This window comes from Metabacillus sp. GQ13 (assembly GCF_059758525.1).
The window spans coordinates 70,809-88,874 of record NZ_JCAXET010000013.1 but is presented as its reverse complement, the minus strand read 5'-3'; the positions used below and the strand labels follow the sequence as shown (position 1 = coordinate 88,874).

At 34.3% G+C, this 18,066-nt stretch carries 16 protein-coding genes, 1 pseudogene and 1 riboswitch; of the genes and pseudogenes, 14 read left to right on the top strand and 3 right to left on the bottom strand.

All coding sequences use genetic code 11. The annotated features are described in order from the left end of the window. The first annotated feature begins 15 nt into the window (after positions 1 to 15). From AC6CHR_RS16675 to AC6CHR_RS16655, 5 genes are all read left to right on the top strand, one after another. Positions 16 to 780, top strand: coding sequence for an ABC transporter ATP-binding protein (locus AC6CHR_RS16675; RefSeq protein ID WP_498250128.1), 765 nt, complete (start codon positions 16 to 18; stop codon positions 778 to 780). Next, positions 755 to 2,644 carry an ABC transporter permease gene (locus AC6CHR_RS16670; protein ID WP_498250127.1) on the top strand — a complete coding sequence of 630 codons (1,890 nt, stop codon included), beginning with the start codon at positions 755 to 757 and terminating at the stop codon, positions 2,642 to 2,644. The genes AC6CHR_RS16675 and AC6CHR_RS16670 overlap by 26 nt, the downstream gene beginning before the upstream one ends. A 256-nt stretch (positions 2,645 to 2,900) precedes the next feature. Beyond that, positions 2,901 to 4,079 carry a CapA family protein gene (locus AC6CHR_RS16665; protein ID WP_498250126.1) on the top strand — a complete coding sequence of 393 codons (1,179 nt, stop codon included), beginning with the start codon at positions 2,901 to 2,903 and terminating at the stop codon, positions 4,077 to 4,079. Between the two features lie 130 nt (positions 4,080 to 4,209). Further along, positions 4,210 to 4,252, top strand: a riboswitch (PreQ1 riboswitch). 83 nt (positions 4,253 to 4,335) lie between these two features. Continuing rightward, positions 4,336 to 4,875 carry a VUT family protein gene (locus AC6CHR_RS16660; RefSeq protein WP_498250125.1) on the top strand — a complete coding sequence of 180 codons (540 nt, stop codon included), beginning with the start codon at positions 4,336 to 4,338 and terminating at the stop codon, positions 4,873 to 4,875. 288 nt (positions 4,876 to 5,163) lie between these two features. Next, positions 5,164 to 5,688, top strand: a complete 525-nt coding sequence (locus AC6CHR_RS16655) for a DoxX family protein (protein ID WP_498250124.1) — start codon at positions 5,164 to 5,166, stop codon at positions 5,686 to 5,688. A 62-nt stretch (positions 5,689 to 5,750) separates the two neighbouring features. Here AC6CHR_RS16655 and liaG read toward each other — a convergent pair whose 3' ends face one another. Further along, positions 5,751 to 6,596 (bottom strand): LiaG family protein, encoded by an 846-nt coding sequence (liaG, locus tag AC6CHR_RS16650; protein WP_498250123.1) that lies wholly within the window; start codon positions 6,594 to 6,596, stop codon positions 5,751 to 5,753. A 244-nt stretch (positions 6,597 to 6,840) separates the two neighbouring features. Between liaG and AC6CHR_RS16645 the strand changes: the two genes are divergently transcribed. From AC6CHR_RS16645 to AC6CHR_RS16625, 5 genes and pseudogenes are all read left to right on the top strand, one after another. Then, on the top strand, positions 6,841 to 7,641 hold the full coding sequence (locus tag AC6CHR_RS16645) for an N-acetylmuramoyl-L-alanine amidase (protein WP_498250122.1): 801 nt from the start codon (positions 6,841 to 6,843) through the stop codon (positions 7,639 to 7,641). A 147-nt stretch (positions 7,642 to 7,788) separates the two neighbouring features. Next, positions 7,789 to 8,313 carry a TetR/AcrR family transcriptional regulator gene (locus tag AC6CHR_RS16640; protein WP_498250121.1) on the top strand — a complete coding sequence of 175 codons (525 nt, stop codon included), beginning with the start codon at positions 7,789 to 7,791 and terminating at the stop codon, positions 8,311 to 8,313. Between the two features lie 85 nt (positions 8,314 to 8,398). Then, a complete protein-coding gene (locus tag AC6CHR_RS16635; protein ID WP_498250120.1) occupies positions 8,399 to 9,319 on the top strand; it encodes a hypothetical protein in 921 nt (306 codons plus the stop codon). After that, the gene (locus tag AC6CHR_RS16630; protein ID WP_498250119.1) at positions 9,320 to 9,751 is read left to right on the top strand and encodes an ABA4-like family protein; all 432 of its coding nucleotides are present in this window, start codon (positions 9,320 to 9,322) and stop codon (positions 9,749 to 9,751) included. It abuts the gene before it with no gap. Positions 9,752 to 10,434: 683 nt separating this feature from the next. Next, positions 10,435 to 10,714: pseudogene (locus tag AC6CHR_RS16625) on the top strand (multidrug ABC transporter ATP-binding protein); the annotation flags it as partial. A gap of 244 nt (positions 10,715 to 10,958) precedes the next feature. Here AC6CHR_RS16625 and AC6CHR_RS16620 read toward each other — a convergent pair. Both AC6CHR_RS16620 and AC6CHR_RS16615 read right to left on the bottom strand, forming a co-directional pair. Then, positions 10,959 to 12,497 carry a sensor domain-containing diguanylate cyclase gene (locus AC6CHR_RS16620; RefSeq protein WP_498250118.1) on the bottom strand — a complete coding sequence of 513 codons (1,539 nt, stop codon included), beginning with the start codon at positions 12,495 to 12,497 and terminating at the stop codon, positions 10,959 to 10,961. A gap of 257 nt (positions 12,498 to 12,754) precedes the next feature. Then, positions 12,755 to 12,910: a hypothetical protein gene (locus AC6CHR_RS16615; protein ID WP_498250117.1), complete on the bottom strand. Its 156-nt coding sequence runs from the start codon at positions 12,908 to 12,910 to the stop codon at positions 12,755 to 12,757. Between the two features lie 467 nt (positions 12,911 to 13,377). On the opposite strand from AC6CHR_RS16615, the gene AC6CHR_RS16610 reads away from it, so the two are divergent. The 4 genes from AC6CHR_RS16610 to AC6CHR_RS16595 all read left to right on the top strand — a co-directional run bounded on the left by AC6CHR_RS16610 (position 13,378) and on the right by AC6CHR_RS16595 (position 18,008). Further along, positions 13,378 to 14,412 (top strand): LacI family DNA-binding transcriptional regulator, encoded by a 1,035-nt coding sequence (locus AC6CHR_RS16610; protein WP_498250116.1) that lies wholly within the window; start codon positions 13,378 to 13,380, stop codon positions 14,410 to 14,412. A 475-nt stretch (positions 14,413 to 14,887) separates the two neighbouring features. After that, complete coding sequence (locus tag AC6CHR_RS16605) at positions 14,888 to 16,159, top strand: ABC transporter substrate-binding protein (protein WP_498250115.1); 1,272 nt, start codon at positions 14,888 to 14,890, stop codon at positions 16,157 to 16,159. Positions 16,160 to 16,251: 92 nt separating this feature from the next. Next, positions 16,252 to 17,178, top strand: coding sequence for a carbohydrate ABC transporter permease (locus AC6CHR_RS16600; RefSeq protein WP_498250114.1), 927 nt, complete (start codon positions 16,252 to 16,254; stop codon positions 17,176 to 17,178). After that, entirely contained in the window at positions 17,178 to 18,008 is an 831-nt protein-coding gene (locus AC6CHR_RS16595) for a carbohydrate ABC transporter permease (protein ID WP_498250113.1), read from the top strand. Before AC6CHR_RS16600 ends, AC6CHR_RS16595 begins: the two co-directional genes overlap by 1 nt. The last annotated feature ends 58 nt before the right edge of the window (positions 18,009 to 18,066 follow it).

Genomic DNA, 18,066 nt, shown 5'->3' with positions numbered 1-18,066 from the left:
AAAGGAGAATGCGTGATGTTAAATGTATTAAATGTCAGTAAAATTTATGAAGGTAAAATTCCATATAGAGCTTTATCTGAAATTAATCTAACGATTGAAAATGGAGAATTTGTAGGGATAATGGGTCCATCTGGTAGTGGGAAAACAACGCTTTTGAACATGATTGCAACCATTGATGAGCCTACCACAGGTGAAATCTTAATTGGTGGAAAAAATCCACATCAGCTAAAAAAGAATGAACTTGCCAAATTTCGGAGAAGAGAATTAGGCTTTGTATTTCAGGATTTTAATTTGCTCCACACGTTAACAGTTGAAGAAAACATGGTCCTCCCGTTAACCTTGGACGGTCATAATGTTAATGAAATGAAACAGAAGGCAAATGAGATTGCAACTAAACTTGGTATTAAAGAAATTATGAAAAAACGCACATACGAAATTTCTGGTGGGCAAATGCAACGAGCGGCCATTGCAAGAGCAATGATCCATCAACCAAAATTGCTACTAGCTGATGAACCAACAGGTAATCTTGATTCCAAATCATCTAAGGATGTGATGGAAATGCTAGAAACCATTAACCGTGAACAGCAAACAACGATGATGCTTGTTACACATGAGCCATTAGCTGCTAGCTATTGCAATCGAGTAGTGTTTATCCAAGACGGAAGCTTTTATTCTGAGATTCATCGCGGTGACAACCGACAAGCGTTTTTCCAAAAGATTATTGATACTCTTTCGCTGTTAGGGGGTAATGCAAATGACCTTTCGTCAATTCGCGTTTAAAAATGTAACTCGTAATAAACGTCTATATGCAGCCTATTTTCTTAGTAGCATGTTTACAGTTATGGTCTTCTTTACATTTGCGGTTTTTGCCTTTCACCCATCATTAAATGGAGTAGAAATAAACAATAGTGTGACCAATGGTCTAAATGTTGCTTCAGGAATAATCTATGTATTTTCATTTTTCTTTGTTTTATATTCTATGGGTTCCTTTATCCAATCACGTAAAAGGGAATTTGGAATACTGATGATCCAAGGAATGTCAACAAAGCAAATTCGCTCAATGATCTTTATGGAAAACATGTTAATTGGTTTTTTTGCGACATTAGGGGGGATTGTCCTAGGTCTGGTGTTTTCAAAGGGAATTCTACTTATAGCAGAAAATGTCCTTATTATTGAAACGGCACTTAATTTTTATCTCCCAGTTAAAGCAATCGGTTTAACATTTGCTTCCTTTACTATTTTATTTTTGATTATCTCCTTTTCAGTCTCAATATTGTTACGAAGTGGGAAATTAATCAACCTTATTAAAGGAAATAAAAAATCTAAAGGTGAACCAAAAGCATCAATCTTTTTAACGATAGTAGCAATTATATTACTAGGTGGAGGTTACATTGTAGCTTTAACAGCAAAGGGATTAGCTGTTAGCGTTGTCATGCTTCCTGTAGTAATTGTTGTGACCATAGGTACCTATTTGTTATTTACGCAATTGAATGTTTATGTGATTCGAAAGCTTAAAAATAATGAAGCGATTTTTTGGAAGAAAACAAATATGGTTCTTTTCTCTGATCTCTCATTTCGAATGAAGGATAATGCACGTACATTTTTTATGGTTGCGATCATTTCAACTGTTTCATTTTGTGCAATCGGCGCCCTTTATGGCTTTCAGACGTTACTTACTAGTCCAATAAAAGATAGTAATTTTTATTCATTTACGTATCAGTCACTAGAAGGAAATCCTTCTGAAGACAAGGATATTGCTTTAATTGAAGAAACATTGACTGAAAACAAAGTGAAATTCGAAACGGAAATGATGACACTTAGTTATTTTAAACTATCTGAACGTGAAGATAACATGTTAATAGTGAAACAATCTGATTATAATCGGTATGCTAAATTGTTAGATGAAGATTTAATTGACCTTTCCAAGGGCCAAGCAATTGTTGTTAAGTCTGGTGCCATTGGTGTTAATAATAAGCTTGCAGATGAATTAATGAATGAACCAATTGAGCTTGCGACTGGTGTTGCTGAGCCGAAGAAAATTATCCAATCAACAGTAATTCCTGTATACAGTGCGTATTACATTGTCACAGATGAGGAATATAAACAGTTGAATGAACCTGTAAATGAAGAAAAATTCTTTGCATGGGAAACAACTAGTAAGACGGAGGATGTAATAGAAGTAGGGGAAATATTAGCACCAATTCTGCATCCGTATACCGAATATACTAAATACATGGCCACAGATTTTGAGGTATATGAATTAAATAAATCTTATGGACCAATCTTATTCATCGGTCTATTTATAGGTATTGTCTTTTTTGTCTCAGCTGGAAGCTTTCTCTATTTCCGACTCTACACAGATTTAGATGAAGATAAACAAAAATTCCAAGCGATCGCAAAAATGGGATTCACAGATGGTGAGCTTAAAAAAGTATTGAACAGACAAACGGCCATTCTGTTCTTTACACCGATCATCATTGCTTTACTTCATGGGGGAGTCGCTCTAACTGCTTTATCCCATATGTTCCAATTTAATCTATTTAAAGAGTCAGCAATTGTGTTAAGCATCTTTTTCGTGATACAGATAGTTTATTTCTTTATTGTTCGGTTTTTCTATACGAAACAGATTCAAGCTGCGATTTAAAACAAGTACACCTAACGATATAGTTAGGTGTTTTTGTTATTTATCCATTTACAGGTGGATAGGTATTGCTCTAAAAAATAATTGAACTCTAAAATTGAATGATAACCATAAACCATCATATATTTATTATCCTTAAAAATAATGATGCAAGGACTTTAGCCATGCGAATATCACATAATAAGGTATAATTATAGTACTTTTCTAGTTTATTCATATTAAACTAGAATTATCAGTCTATCGTGGTGGGTGAGATAATATGGAATCGAAATCCAATATGTCAAGGACAAGGACAATGGTCGATCGGAAACGTAGAAGGTTGAGAAAATCTGTAAAACAGCTAGTTCTTATCAGTTTTTTAATGCTTTTTATAATCGGTATCTTCATTTTTAAAAATATTGAGCCTGAAAAAGTAACGACAGAACCTGTGAAAAATGAGCGAGATCATAAAAATGAATTAAAGGAAGAGGTACCAATAGTAGAAGAAACTTCCCTCAAACTAAGCGCCGCAGGGGATTTTACACTGGGGACAGATGAAACGTTTTCCTATTTAGATTCCTTTGTAAATGAAGCGTCAGTCAATGGATATCCTTACTTTGTTGAAGGTCTTAGCAATATCTTTTTAGAAGATGATTTTACGACAGTTAATTTAGAAACGACGCTAACAAATGCTAGTAAAAAGGCAACGAAGACATTTAATTTTAAAGGTGATCCATCCTATGCACAGATACTAAAATTAGGTGGTATTGATGCTGTAAATAAAGCAAACAACCATATTTTTGATTATTTACAAAGAGGCTATGAAGATACAATTGTCGCGTTGAAGAGCCAAGAAATTGGTTATTTTGGATATGAACATCAACTAATAAAGACAATTAAAGGTACTAAAGTGGGTGCATTAGGATATGAGGGTTGGGCTGATACTCCCGAAGTTCGTCAGCAAATTGAGGATGACATCAAAACCTTACAAAATAAAAATGTCGAGCTTATTCTCGTTCACTTTCATTGGGGATCTGAAAAGCAGTATGTTCCAAATGACGTTCAAAGGTCACTAGCTAGACATACGATAGACCAAGGCGCTGACCTTATTTTAGGTCATCATCCACACGTGATACAAGGAATTGAAGAATATAAAGGCAAGTTTATTGTGTATAGTCTCGGTAACTTTATGTTTGGGGGCAATCGAAATCCAAGTGATAAGGATACGTTCGTATTTCAACAGACCTTTCATATAAATAACGGGATTCTTACAGACAAAAAAGAGATTACTATTATACCATTCTCGATATCATCTGTTCCAAACCGAAATAATTATCAACCAACTTTATTGACAGGCCTAGAATCTGATCGTGTTAGGCAAAAGATCATACAAGCTTCCAACCAAATAAATGGTTCCGATTGGATTGTATTTGAAAGGAATAATAACCAGATTGAGTAATTACACGCTTAAATGTGGGTTTTATGAGAAAATTAAAAAACAAGTAGGTAATGAAAAGTGAATATTTCACTACCAAAATTTAATTATTATTCTATTATCGAAATATATGGTATTATAACAATGCAAATCTACGGAAGAGGTTCTAGCTACCCTCTAAAAAAAACTAAGAAGAAGCAACACTTCTATCTTGGAGTGTTGCTTTTTCTAATTTCCTGTAGGTACTTTTAAATTTTAATGTATAAGGGTGATCGTAATTATGAGAATAGTATTTTATCTACTATCAATTATTTTAGCAAACGTCATTACTGCAGCATTTGCACCACTGCAATTAGGCGTATTTATTGTTCCAATGGGCACATTATTAATTGGTGCTACGTTTATCTTTCGTGATCTAGTACAAAATAAATATGGAAGAAAAAAGACGTATCTGTTCATTGGTACAGCATTAATTCTTTCTGGGCTGGTTTCTTTCCTTTTAGGTGACACATTGATTATTGTATTAGCCTCAGCGGTATCGTTTCTACTTGCGGAAACAGCTGATACAGAGATCTATTCTCGTCTAAAACTACCGATGAGTTGGAGAGTTTTTTATAGTGGATTAGTAGGAGGACTGTTAGATTCGGTCGTTTTTGTCATAATAGGACTAAGTCCTATTGGTGCCAACTTTTTGCCATGGGAAGCAGTACCTGCAGCTATTATTGGTCAAGTATTAGTGAAAACAATCATACAGGGTATTGGCGCTATTGTGCTTAATCAAGTCAATATTGTCTTAAATAAAAAGTTGAAATTGAACTGAAAACCGAGCTGGAATTTCAAAAATATAGCAAATGGTTTAAAAAGAACTGGACTTTAGGAAACCCAGTTCTTATTTTAATTTCTAGGAGGTTTCTTTTTCGGAATTATAAATGATTTTGACAACTATGTGAACATCATAAAATCTTCTTGCAAACTGCTTGAAAAAGAAGTAAATTAAGGGTGTAGAGAATGTGAAGTATTTCACAATATATAATTCAATAGCGAACAGGTATTTTTTTAAATCGATTTGTGAAATATTTCACAAATAAAAACAAGGAGTTGATCCATTATGAAATGGTGGGAAAACGAAAAGGTAAGTGTTGCGTGGACTGTCTTAAGAATATGGTTAGGAATTCAGTGGATTGAGGCAGGTTGGCATAAAGTAGCAGATGGTTTTGATGCAGGAGGTTTTTTACAAGGAGCAATAGTAAATGCAGCAGGGGATCATCCTGCAGTTCAAGGCTGGTATGCAAACTTCTTGGAGGGCTTTGCTTTACCGAATGTGGAGCTTTTTAACACGCTTATACCTTGGGGAGAATTGCTTATCGGAATTGGTTTAATCGTCGGCATTGCAACCATTCCGGCGTTATTAGCGGCAGCTTTCATGAATTTAAACTTCCTATTAGCTGGAACAGTGAGTACAAACCCAATTTTGTTCACAACAGCAATTATCTTATTATTTGTTGGTAAAGGTGCCTACATTTGGGGGGGAGATCGATTTATCGTGCCTTACGTAAAAGAACGCTTTTTTAATAAACAAAAGGAACAGCTAGAAGAAAATGATCAGAAGAATAAAAAGGTCGTTGCATTATAATTGATAATTAGCAAGGAGAAGTAACTGTTTTGAAAATCAACAGTTACTTCCTTTTTAAGCTCCTACTTTACTTCAATTTTCCCACTATTAACATCTAATTTTAAATTGTGTATCCCTGACCCATGAACCCCTGTAATTTTATGTTCATCTTCTGTTGCTTCTGTAAGCGAATAGTTAGTCGAAATCGAACCACTTCCTATTTTTCCCGTTAGTGTAAAATCAGCATTATCGGGGAGATCAATATTTGCAAAACCAGAATTCACGTTAACCTCTACGTTATAGGTTAATTGGTCCATTTGCAGATTTAGTCTTCCCGATGATACTGTTGCCTTCATTTCACCAGAGTAATTGTTTATTTCCATATTCCCTGAACTCATTTTGAAGGTACCTGTTTTAGATGAGAGTGAATCAACTGTCATATTACCTGAAGAACCTTCACTCTCGAAATTATCTGCTGCTATATGACTCAAATGAATAGTTCCTGAGCTCAATTCTAATGAAAGGTTTTTTAGTTCCATCTTTGACTTACCAGAAAAGGTTACACGACCAGATCCACTATTAATTGACAGGTCTCGATCAAAATCCTCAGGGATATAGACTGTAACGTCCTTTTTATTAAACCACGAAAGGAAATTAAACCAATTTTTAGATTCAAATTCAACTTCGATCGAATCTCCTGCTTCTTTTATGTGTACTTTTCCCTTTCCATTATATTCAGCGTCAACACTATTCCGATTTTCGGGAATAATGGTGGTATTAACACCAGAAACATCAATATCTATCTGTTTAATAAGATCGGTAACTTCTACCTTTTTATCGTTCTGAGTAAAAGATAGCCAAGATGTGTTCGCGATGACTAAAATAAAGAGGCCAATAATAAGGAATAAAAAGACAAAAAGTTTTTTCATAACATATACCTTCTTTCTACTAATTTATATTCAAGTAAGCAAGTATCTTAATTAATAGTAAGTTATTAACAGAAATTCTACAATGCTCTAAAGTTTTAATTGAATCTAAGGCTTGAGATGTAGCTCAACTACTCCTATTAATTAATTCTATTAAAACTTAAGAAGCTGTTTGTCCAAGCAAATCTCTACTCCGTTTCATACTATTTTAATGAAAGACTATATTAATAGAATGGAGAGATTTAATATGAAACTTTATCTAGATCCAGGTCATGGTGGTTCTGATTCAGGTGCTGTGGGAAATGGATTGAGTGAGAAAAATATTGTGTTGGATATTGCTCTTAACATTCGAACGATTTTATTAAGTGATTATGAAAATGTAGAAGTAAGATTAAGTCGTTCGAATGATAGTTTCAAGAGTTTAGCTCAGCGAACAAATGAAGCAAATACTTGGGGTGCGGATTACTTTTTATCGATTCATTGTAATGCACACAACGGCACTGCAAGAGGGTACGAGGATTATATTCATACTAGTCTTGCAAACAATTCAACTACTGCTAGGTATCAATCAATTTTGCATACGGAAGTAATGAAATTGAATCAATTTCAAGATCGTGGAAAGAAAAAGGCTAATTTTCATGTATTACGGGAGTCGGCAATGCCAGCAATTTTAACAGAAAATGGCTTTATTGATAATAGTCAAGATGCGACGTTAATGAAAGATTCATCTTGGCGTCAAAAAGTAGCACAAGCACATGTAAATGGATTAGCAAAGGCATTTAATCTAAAGCTAAAAACACCAGTTGATCCTGGGACAATCTATAAAGTTGTTGCTGGTTCGTTTAAATCGAGAGTAAATGCTGAAGAAAGGGAACTTTTTCTTCGTACAAAAGGGATTGAATCCTTTGTTGATCGAATTACTATTTCTGATCAATCATGGTATCGTGTCCAAGCTGGGGCTTTTTCAAATAAAGAAAATGCAAGTAAAGGATTGGCAGAAGTTAAAAAGGCTGGGATTGAAGATGCTTTTATCTTAGAAAGTTTTTAGCGGACTAATCGATGCGGAAAAGGTTGAAAATGGCAGCAATTTGAAACGCTGTCTTTTTTTATTATTCTGAATCTTCTATTTACATATTATTGAAAAGTAACTATAATTTATTTATTAATAAATAAATAAAAAGGATGAATGAATTATATGGTTGTTAAAGGTGATAAAAAAGAATTAATTATTCAAAGTGCTTTACGTGTCTTTGCCGAGAGAGGTTATTATAAAGCAACTACTGCAATGGTCGCAAAGGAGGCAGGGGTGACACAACCTTATGTTTTCCATTTTTTCATAAATAAGGAAGACCTATATAAGGTTGTGATTGATAGAGCATATAATCGTATCTATGATACTTTTTCTATGATTGAAGCACCAGTCGAAAAACTAATTGAAACGATGGGTCATGGATTTACTTCCATTATAGAAACTCATCGCGATGAGGTGTTGATGGTTATGCAAGCATATGCTATCTCAGATACTGGGATTCGTGAACATGTACGTCAATTGTATTTGAAAATGTACGAATCATTAACATTGAAGTTTGATCGAGCAGAACTACCTAATCCTGGGGATGTAGCAAGCAAATTTATTGCTACAGGATTACTTATTGCAGTTTCTGAAGTGTTAGAATTACCTCAAATTTGTGAAGAAAAGAATGAAATGCAAATAGAGTAAGGAAGGTAGATGTTCTACTTTCTTATTTTCGTAGTATATTTATTTATTGATAAATAAATTATTCTTTATAGGAAGGTGTTAGAAGATGCCAAATCGTAAAGAAACAGATCTAATAAGTGTTGAAAAACGATCGACAGGGTTATTTGAAGGAGAAAGAGTACTAGTTATTACAGGTATGGTTGGATTTGTGCTTGCCTTTTGCATAGCTATTTTTATCTATTTTCAGGGTTCAGTTATTTTACCTCATGGAAATATAGCAGATGCTTTTTCATTTAATGCAGCAATTGGCATATTTACTCTTTCTATAGCAGCGATTCTCCCGCTTGCAAACTTTGGAGTTAGAAAAAGGAGACAGATCAGATGGTTATTTATTGTGGCAGTTTTATATGCTTATTCTGTTGAAACCATTCAGAATTTCCGAGGTTTAAATCCTAGATTTTCTGATGAAGGAACCATTTTAGATATTGTAGCAGGGATCTTATTTGCGATTGATTCAATGTTACTCGTTGTACTATCCTTAGTCCTGATGATCCATTTTTTTCGAATGAAAAAACCTCTAGTTCGTCCAATATTAATAATCGGAATTCGTTATGCATTTCTTTCAGTCCTCATTGCAAATCTAGCTGGAGTTTGGATGATATTGCTTCAAGGGCGTTTTACTGGGGATGCGGGAAATCTAATTGCATTACACGGTATGGGCTTTCATTCACTACAAGCCCTTATTTTTCCTGCATGGATATTGGATAGGGTTACCTTATTAAACAAATCTAATCTTTCATTAATCCATTATGGGAGTCTTGCCTGGTTACTTTCTCTTATCTTAATGAGTATTCAGACTGCTATGGGTCGTACGGTCTTTGAACCCACTTTGTTACCGATCATAATTGTTATTTTGTTGCTATTTTGGCTTGGGACAGTACTGGTCGGCTTTAGGAATTTTATAAAAGGTAGACCCAAAACAATTAAGCAAACGAATCAAATTTCATTAGAGAAGGAGGGGAAATAAGTGTATCCCTTGTTATTTTCACTATCGGGTATCGCAATCTTTTTTTGGCTGATGATGATTCTGTTACCCACTTGGAGAGTTACTCGTTTCCTTGTAGAGATAAAAATCATCCCAATTTATTTAGCGATTCTTTATACTATTGGGATCATTGCGGCCATTTGGATATATGGCATCGGTTTTATTGGGAATTTCGGTTCTGAGTTAGGGGTCATTCAATTGTTAGCTGATCCCGGTTTTGCTTTATTGGTGTGGATTCATATTCTCTGCTTTGACCAGTTGGTCGGGCATTATTTATATAAAGATAATATGGAACATCGATATGTTCGACTTCCAATCCAATCAGTCCTACTAATTCTAACGCTTATGTTTGGGCCATTAGGTTGGTTATGTTATATAGGAATTAAAAAATGGAAGATGATGAAAGCAGAATGAAAGTAAGATTGGGAAGATCAAAAGGGTATATGTAGAATGAAATCGATAAATCCATCTACAGATATTAATTGTCATCATTGCCTTTTTTGAACAATATTATGTATAATAAAGATAAGAGAAATGTAGATACTAAAAAAGACCGCTGGTGCTGTTACACCAACGGTCCTGCAATAGTTGGTTCCTGTTAAGGAGTCGGCCAATATGGTAGAAGACAATAATCCACCTGAGCCACTAACTCAAGGGTGGATTATTTTTTTGAATCAAATGTCAAAATCGCTACGATTAGACTAGCAAACGCAACTGCAAACATCAATGATTCAAAAATCGTCAAACGGCATCACCCCCTCTTTGAGGAGTGTGCCGACACCCTTGAGAAAACCGATTCTATCGCCTATTAATTGTAACATGATGATTAATACAACCTCCACCTATATTGAATAATATTTATCAATACGATTATTGGATGTTTATTATGTTAAAGTCAGTTCATGAGAAAATAGTAGTTAACTTGCTAGGGGTATTTTAAATGAATTCTGTGAAAAAACTATTGAGTTATACTTAAGTACAACAAGCTTTTCGTCGTTCTATCGCCGTTGATCATGCAAATGATGACAACCTTTATGTCATTCAAATGGGGATATATATGTTCGTCGCTGTGATTATTGGATTAGGCGGCGGTGTTTTTGTTACCGATAGCAAGAGCGATTTTAGCGGATTCTGATATACTAATTCTTGATGAAGCAACTTCTAATATAGATACCAGAACAGAAGTTGAAATTCAAAAGGGGATTAGCAATCTAACAAAAGGGAAAACAAGCTTTGTTATTGCCCACCGAGAAAGCGCAAATCGTATATTAGTTTATGAAAGAGGGGGAATTAATTGAACAAATTGGTACACATCAGGACTTACTAATAAAAAGAGGCTTTTATCATGGATTATTCACTAGTCAATTTAAGCGGTAGCACACATTTAGTTCATCAATAAAACAGGTTTGATCCATTGGTCTTATTCTATATAACTGTCATTGTTATACTTTGCAGTTTAATGGCTTTATAAAATTATAAAAGACGGTATTGCCTAGTTGGCAATACCGTCTTTTAGTTTTCTGCTAGCTGATGAACATAAAATCATCCATCAAGGTTAAGATGATTTTAAAAAGGGTATCCTCTATTTAAGTGTTAAATGAAGATTGACTTTCTCGGTTTGTTATTTAGTCCATAAATGAAAGTTGTTTTTTCCACTTCTCTTTGCAATATACATGGCTTCATCTGCACATTTAATGAGTGAAGGTTGATCAGTGCCATGGTTAGGAAAGTGAGATATTCCAATGCTAGCGGATATAACTATTGTAAAAGTTTGAATTGAGATTGGTTCCGTTAATGTGTCGATTACTCTTTTAGCTAGATCAATTGATTGTGACCCATTGGTTAGATTACCTGTAACGATAAGAAATTCATCCCCACTTAAACGAGAAACAGTATCTTCTTCTCTTGTGATTCTATTTATCCTCTTTGCAACTATTTTTAAGAGAATGTCACCAATGTCGTGTCCATACGTATCATTTACAAATTTGAAACCATCTAAGTCTATGAAGAGAACTGCAAATAAAGAATGTTCATCTCTAGATTTTGAAGTCATTTCATCTAGTAAATTAGTAATATACATTCGATTAGGAAGCTTTGTTAATGAATCATAGTTTGCCTGTTGTTTCCATTTATTGTTATACGCTTCAAGTACATGGAGCATTTCGTTCATTTGTAAAGCTAATTCACCTATCTCGTCTCTACTATCAACACCAACACGGTGACTTAAATCATTTGTCGTGCGTATGTTATCAACACTTTGCTTAAGTTTGATAATCCGAGATACAAAGATTCGATCAAAGGTGAAAAATAAAACCGCACTCACGATAACCAATAAAATTAAAAGTGAAAAGAGATTAATACGTATGAACTTTTGAGCGTTATTGTATATGGTACGTTCACTCATAACCTCAATATAACCTATTGTTTCTCCAGCTAAATTGACTAATGAACTAAATCCTGAGATAGTTTTATCATTTATTACTTGAATATAAAGATCCTCTTGATTTGAGGAGGATACTACAGATCCCTCCATGTTAGGTAAGCTAGGAATGATTTTTAAATCAAAACCAATTTTATCCCCAATCCTATTGATTAATTCATCATCTAGTACTCTTCCAAACAAAAGTGTACCTCTTGAAGGCCCTTCATACTGACTAGTTAATATAGGGCGTGCTGAGAGCAAAAGAATTTCTTCGTTAGACTGGACCATTCCGTTTACTTTTTGATTAGGAGTTAAAAGGGATGACAGTTGATTGGTTTCTAACCAATGAAAGGGAGGGAGTGACTTAATTAGATTTCCATCAGAATCTATCATACATCCATAAATTAATTCACTATTTTCATCAAAGAACAACATTAAATCAATATCGTTTTGGATTAATGTTTCTTTTGTAAGATTAGAGTTAATATAGTTTTCATTCTTATTAGTCACAAATGATAATGTATCATCCCAAGCTGCATAGTCAAAATTTAGTTGATCTAGTCCTTTAATTTCGCTTTCAAATATGTTTTTTGTTTGTTGTATTTGATTTGTGACTTGATCATGTTCATAGGTAGTATGTATCTTTGTAACGATTTTCCCTACAATTAAAACATTTAATAGTAAAAATAAACTAATAATGCCAATAGATGTTAATAAAACTTTTTTTCGTAAAGTCATTTTGGGTACCATCACCTACTATTTTACTGGATGATTCATTATACCTTAAAAAGTAATAGGATAAAAAGACTATCTATGAAAAAATCCGAATGAAAGAACAAGAGAATTTTTAAAACTGAATTTGATAATATTAGGTCTAAATTACTAAACAAAGACTAACCCTCCAAAAGTGGTTTGGAGGGTTTTCCATTATTTAGGTTTTTAATTTAAATATTTGTTTCTATAGTAGCTGGATAATAAGAATCAAAAAATGGCCGTTATTTATAATCATCATCTTCATTATGGTTACTATAGTGATCCTGGTACTTGATAAACTCATGTTCTTGATAAGCAGCTAGTATACCATGGTAGCTAATGTCTAGGGCTATATCTTCTTCTTCAGTTGAACGGACTGGAATCCAAAGTTGAATCAAAGATGTTATTAGGAACCCCCAACTGCACAAGATAACTAATCCCAATAATTGTACACCTAATAAATTCCAACTTCCAACTTACTATTAGTATTAATTTAGATTTAAATAGTAATGGGTGGAGATAATCAATGTAAATGTAACGCGAAAATGGGAAAGGAGTTTAATAATACTTGAAAAGGTTTTATTGAGTTACTCAGGATTTAGTGAAATTTTACAGAAGAATAAAATGAAGAAGGGTAGAGAATCTGATAAATTTAGTAAACTTTACTTAATGATAATTTATTTCATTGATAAATTTACTATTTTTTAATGAATTATAAGTTTAATGTCGAATTTTAATGGTGTTTTTCTTAAGAAAGGGTATTGAAAGCGTTTTAATAATTTGTTAGGATTTACTTAGTGAAGTAAATATTTAGTGAATAACCTAGCGTTTTTACTTTTGGGTATTTCATGTTGTGAGGTATGAGATGGCGACAATCAAAGAAATAGCAGAATTTGCAAACGTATCAAGCTCGACTGTATCAAGAGTATTAAATAATGATCCTACCATTTCTGTAACAACTGAAACGAGAAAAAGAATTTTAGAAGTTTCAAAGGAATTGGGGTACACAACCGTTAGAAAGCGAAATTATAAACTTACAAATGCAAAAAGCCCTAGAGTAGGGATTTTATTAAGTCACACTTTAGAGGAGGTAGTTGACGGGGTAGATGATCCTTATTTCACAACGATCAGACAAGGGGTAGAGAGAGAATGTTTATATCGTGGTATCTTTTCAAACAAGGTTATTCGCTTAACGGATGATACACAAGAGCATTCACTTGATGATATTGATGGTTTGATCGTCATTGGTGTGATGAGTCTCAGTTTAGTAGATCACGTTAAGAGTTGTTCAGATAATGTTGTGTTTGTGAATCATTCCCCTGATGAGAGTATGTATGATTCGGTCGTATCAGATTTTCGGAAGGCAACCAATAGTGCCTTAGATCATTTATTATGTCTTGGTTACAAAAAAATTGGTTACATAGGAGGTAAGGAACGTGAGTATAGTACAAAGCGAGTTATCGAGGATAAGCGACATACTACATTTATAGAGAGGATGCTCACAGAGGATCTATTAAAAGAAGACCATGTCTTCGTTGGGGAGTACACGATGGCTCAAGGATATCAATTAATGAAGGAAGCAATTAACAAGGGAGATCTTCCGAATGCGTTTTTTATTGCAAGTGATTCGATGTCCATTGGTGCGATGCGTGCTTTACAAGAGGCGAATCTAAAGGTTCCTGATGACATTGCAATTGTTAGCTTCAATGACGTTCAAATGGCCAAATATGCTAGTACTCCGTTGACATCTGTTAGAGTTTACACCGAGCAAATGGGTCGATCAAGTGTACAGTTGCTTCTAGATCGAATTGCTGGTAGAAAAATTCCATTGAAAATTACAGTACCGACAAAACTTATAATACGAGAAAGTTCAGGAGCAGCACCGAGAATAATTGATTAAACGTAATATAACTAATCAGTTTCGTTAAGCTTGTTGTGTTTCGAACAAACCAAAAAAGTGAATAGCTTGTCTTCGGTTTTTTTCTCTTATTTACATTGTCATTTTTTAGAAGTCTCAAGTTCTACCTATATACTATAAAAACAAATTTTTTAGAAAAGAGAATACCTAAAGGAGGTGGTTTTTACTAAAGGTATTCATGAGAATAGTAGAAGGTCGTACTGAATCATGTCTGTTTTGTAATCATCAGGGGGTGCTTGCAAGTGAAAAGAGATCAAAAAGTCGAAGGTTCTCCTTAAGACAATTTGGCAGAATTGAGCTTATAAATAACAGGACCATCACTTCTTAATCTCTTTCTCTATTTTCCCTTTGTCGGGAATTTCTAGAAACAAATTATACGATAAGGTTACACTCTATGCAAAAATAACGCTTTATACTTCCAATGGTTGTTCGTTCTTAGTAGATAAGGGGGATAAAAATGAAAAAGTTAATGAGTTTATTTATCTTTATTTTAGCTTTTGCAATGATCACTGCAGGTTGTTCCAGAGCTAGCGAAGGATCCTCTGAAAAGGCATCAACCGATGGAAAGGTAACATTATCTGTCTTCTTATCGATGTCAAATGAAGGAGAAAAAAAGGCGATTGATAGTGTAGTTGCAAAATTCGAAGAGGAAAATCCTGATATCAATATCGATCTAAATTTACCTGGTTCAGGGTATGAGGATATGCTACGTGTAAAAATGGCAGCGAATGATATGCCTGATTTGTTTGATACACATGGCTGGTCACAGCTTCGGTATGGTGAATATGTAGCAGATCAAAAGGATATGGACTGGGTCCAAAATCTTGACCCAGCTTTAGATCAAATCCTTAAGGATGAAGATGGAAAAGTATATGCATTTCCTATTAACCAAGCAAAGGATGGGATTAGTTATAACGTACAAGTACTTGAAGAATATGGAGTTGAGCCTCCGAAAACACTCGATGAATTCATTGTTGCCTTAGAAACAGTAAAAGAAAAGAGTAATGGTGAAGTCACACCATTATGGATCCCAGGTGGAGAGAATTGGACAATTGCTCAAATTTTTGATGAATTAGCCACACCTTTATTAATTACAGACGAAGAAAACAGTTATGGAGATCAATTAACTGATGGATCATTTGATTGGACTAAGTACACCTTCCTAGCTGAGAAAATGATTGAAATCCAGGAAAAGGGGTTACTTAATGAGGACGTATTAACAGCAAAATTACAGCAAGCAACAGAATTAATTGCCCAAAATAAAATTGCTTTTACTTTTGTTGCAGGCTCACTTGGTCCTGATGCAACTGAATTGAATCCAGAGGTAAAGGTTGGGACAATGCCTGTTCCTGCCATTCATGAAGGTGACACACAAAGCTGGATCGGTGGCGAACGTCATACACTTGCCCTTTGGAAAGATACAAAATACCCAGAAGAAGCAAAAAGCTTTATCGAATTCATGTCCCAGCCTGAAAATATTGAAGTTATGGCGAAAGGAACATCAGCCCCAGATGCATTAACAACTGTCGATGCAGAGAATTATTTCTCTGAATACTATAAGGAGTATGAAGACATAGCTGTTGAGCCGTATTTTGACCGAGTCTATTTACCAAGCGGAATGTGGGATGTAATGGCAAATACAGGACAAGAACTATTAGCAGGTACGATTACTCCTGAACAATTATCAAAGAAAATGGAAGAGGAATATAAGCGATTAAGAAATCAATAGCTTCGTTAAAAAGGCGGAGATTGCAAGAAGGGGGCAACCATTTTGGTTTGCATTCTACTTGTTCTTACCGTCTAAATGAAGGAGTTGGAAGAATGAATGACATTGCAACAAAAAAACAATACTCAACGACCATAAAAAACAAAACCCGTAAGAGTAAGGGGCAATCTTCTCTATGGTGGATGTATCTTCCAAGCTTTGTTATCGTATTTCTATTTATCTTGTATCCATTTTTTAATGGGATCCAGCTTTCCTTTACAAATTGGAATGGATTTTCCCAAGAGTATGATTGGGTAGGTTTGGATCAATATAAAAGACTATTTACAGATCCAACGACATTTCTTGTTGTCAAAAATACCTTATTATATGGAATTGGTAGTACACTTTTACAAAACCTTCTAGGGTTATTATATGCGTTACTATTAAATCAAAGTATAAGAATGAAGGCGATTACTCGTACAGTCATTTATCTTCCAGTTATTATTAGTCCATTAGTAATGGGGTATATATGGTATTTCTTCTTTTCGTTTCAGGGAGGAGCACTTAACGACGCTTTGCAGTTCTTCGGATTAGAAAAAGTGAATGCTTTAGCCAATCCTGAATTAAATACTTGGATTATCGTGTTTGTTAATACCTATCAATTTGTTGGAATAGCTATGATCATCTATTTAGCTGGACTACAAAGCATTTCAAAAGATTATTATGAGGCAGCCCAAATTGATGGAGCAACTGGTTTTCAACAGTTTAAGAAAATTACCATTCCTTTATTAATGCCATCGATCACGATTAATGTGGTGTTAAATATTATTGGTGGTTTGAAGTTATTCGATGTGATAGTTGCGCTAACTGGTGGTGGACCAGGAAATGCATCTCAATCAATGTCGACATTTATGTATGACCTATACTTTTTAAGACAAGATGCAGGTTATGCCGCAACTCAGGGCGTTTTCATGGCAGTCATTATCTTAATCTTTAGCTTAATGGCGCTTGTTTATTTCAAACGCAAGGAGGTAGAAGCATAATGGACAGAATGAAAAAGAAAAACAAATCGTTTTTAACAGGTTTGTCAATAATCGTTTTGCTTCTACATATTATTCCCTTTTATATTTTAGTGACAACTTCATTAAAAGCAAAAGGTGATTTTAGTTCCAAGTGGGTTTTTCCTAAGGAAGTAAGCTTACAAAATTTTACTGATGCATGGGAACAAGCAAACCTTGGTTCATCGTTTTTCAACACCTTTGTTATTACAATATTTGCAGCGCTATTGTTAATATTCTTTGGGGCAATGGCAGCCTATCCTATGGCACGTCGTCAAACGAAATTAAATAAGTTCTTTTACTTTCTATTTATTTCGATCATGATTATTCCACCATTAACAGCATTGGTACCATTATATAAACTAGTTGTTAGTGTGGGAATGTTGAATACGTATGAAGTGGCTATATTAAATAATGTCGCAGCATATATGCCACTGACAATCTTTTTGTATGCAGGCTTCATACGGTCAACGATTCCAAAGGAGCTAGAGGAAGCGGCTAAAATTGATGGGGCTAGTACGTTAGTAACATTTTTTCGAATTGTGTTCCCGTTATTAAAACCGGTGACTGCTTCGATTCTTATTATCGCTTGTGTCTTCATTTGGAACGATTATCAATTTGCTATTTTCTTTTTACAAGACAAAAGTATGCATACGTTAACAGTCTCGTTAGCAGGTTTTTTTGGATCGAATCAAAGTAACTTAAACTTAGTAGCGGCGGCAGCCCTATTAGCAATGATGCCTATGGTGATTTTATTCCTCCTCTTACAAAAGTACTTTATCGCAGGCCTCTCATCAGGTTCTGTTAAAGGTTAATTCTTAGGTAAAGGCAATTAAATCAATGTTCTTATAAATAAATGACTCTCTTAAAAAT

What these genes read in the sequence shown, in the direction of transcription:
- liaG (WP_498250123.1), bottom strand. Translation starts at nt 6,596, where the DNA reads ATGAAAAAACTTTTTGTCTTTTTATTCCTTATTATTGGCCTCTTTATT.
- AC6CHR_RS16605 (WP_498250115.1), top strand. Translation starts at nt 14,888, where the DNA reads ATGAAAAAGTTAATGAGTTTATTTATCTTTATTTTAGCTTTTGCAATG.
- AC6CHR_RS16610 (WP_498250116.1), top strand. Translation starts at nt 13,378, where the DNA reads ATGGCGACAATCAAAGAAATAGCAGAATTTGCAAACGTATCAAGCTCG.
- AC6CHR_RS16665 (WP_498250126.1), top strand. Translation starts at nt 2,901, where the DNA reads ATGGAATCGAAATCCAATATGTCAAGGACAAGGACAATGGTCGATCGG.
- AC6CHR_RS16675 (WP_498250128.1), top strand. Translation starts at nt 16, where the DNA reads ATGTTAAATGTATTAAATGTCAGTAAAATTTATGAAGGTAAAATTCCA.
- AC6CHR_RS16640 (WP_498250121.1), top strand. Translation starts at nt 7,789, where the DNA reads ATGGTTGTTAAAGGTGATAAAAAAGAATTAATTATTCAAAGTGCTTTA.
- AC6CHR_RS16600 (WP_498250114.1), top strand. Translation starts at nt 16,252, where the DNA reads ATGAATGACATTGCAACAAAAAAACAATACTCAACGACCATAAAAAAC.
- AC6CHR_RS16670 (WP_498250127.1), top strand. Translation starts at nt 755, where the DNA reads ATGACCTTTCGTCAATTCGCGTTTAAAAATGTAACTCGTAATAAACGT.
- AC6CHR_RS16645 (WP_498250122.1), top strand. Translation starts at nt 6,841, where the DNA reads ATGAAACTTTATCTAGATCCAGGTCATGGTGGTTCTGATTCAGGTGCT.
- AC6CHR_RS16620 (WP_498250118.1), bottom strand. Translation starts at nt 12,497, where the DNA reads ATGACTTTACGAAAAAAAGTTTTATTAACATCTATTGGCATTATTAGT.
- AC6CHR_RS16595 (WP_498250113.1), top strand. Translation starts at nt 17,178, where the DNA reads ATGGACAGAATGAAAAAGAAAAACAAATCGTTTTTAACAGGTTTGTCA.
- AC6CHR_RS16660 (WP_498250125.1), top strand. Translation starts at nt 4,336, where the DNA reads ATGAGAATAGTATTTTATCTACTATCAATTATTTTAGCAAACGTCATT.
- AC6CHR_RS16635 (WP_498250120.1), top strand. Translation starts at nt 8,399, where the DNA reads ATGCCAAATCGTAAAGAAACAGATCTAATAAGTGTTGAAAAACGATCG.
- AC6CHR_RS16655 (WP_498250124.1), top strand. Translation starts at nt 5,164, where the DNA reads ATGAAATGGTGGGAAAACGAAAAGGTAAGTGTTGCGTGGACTGTCTTA.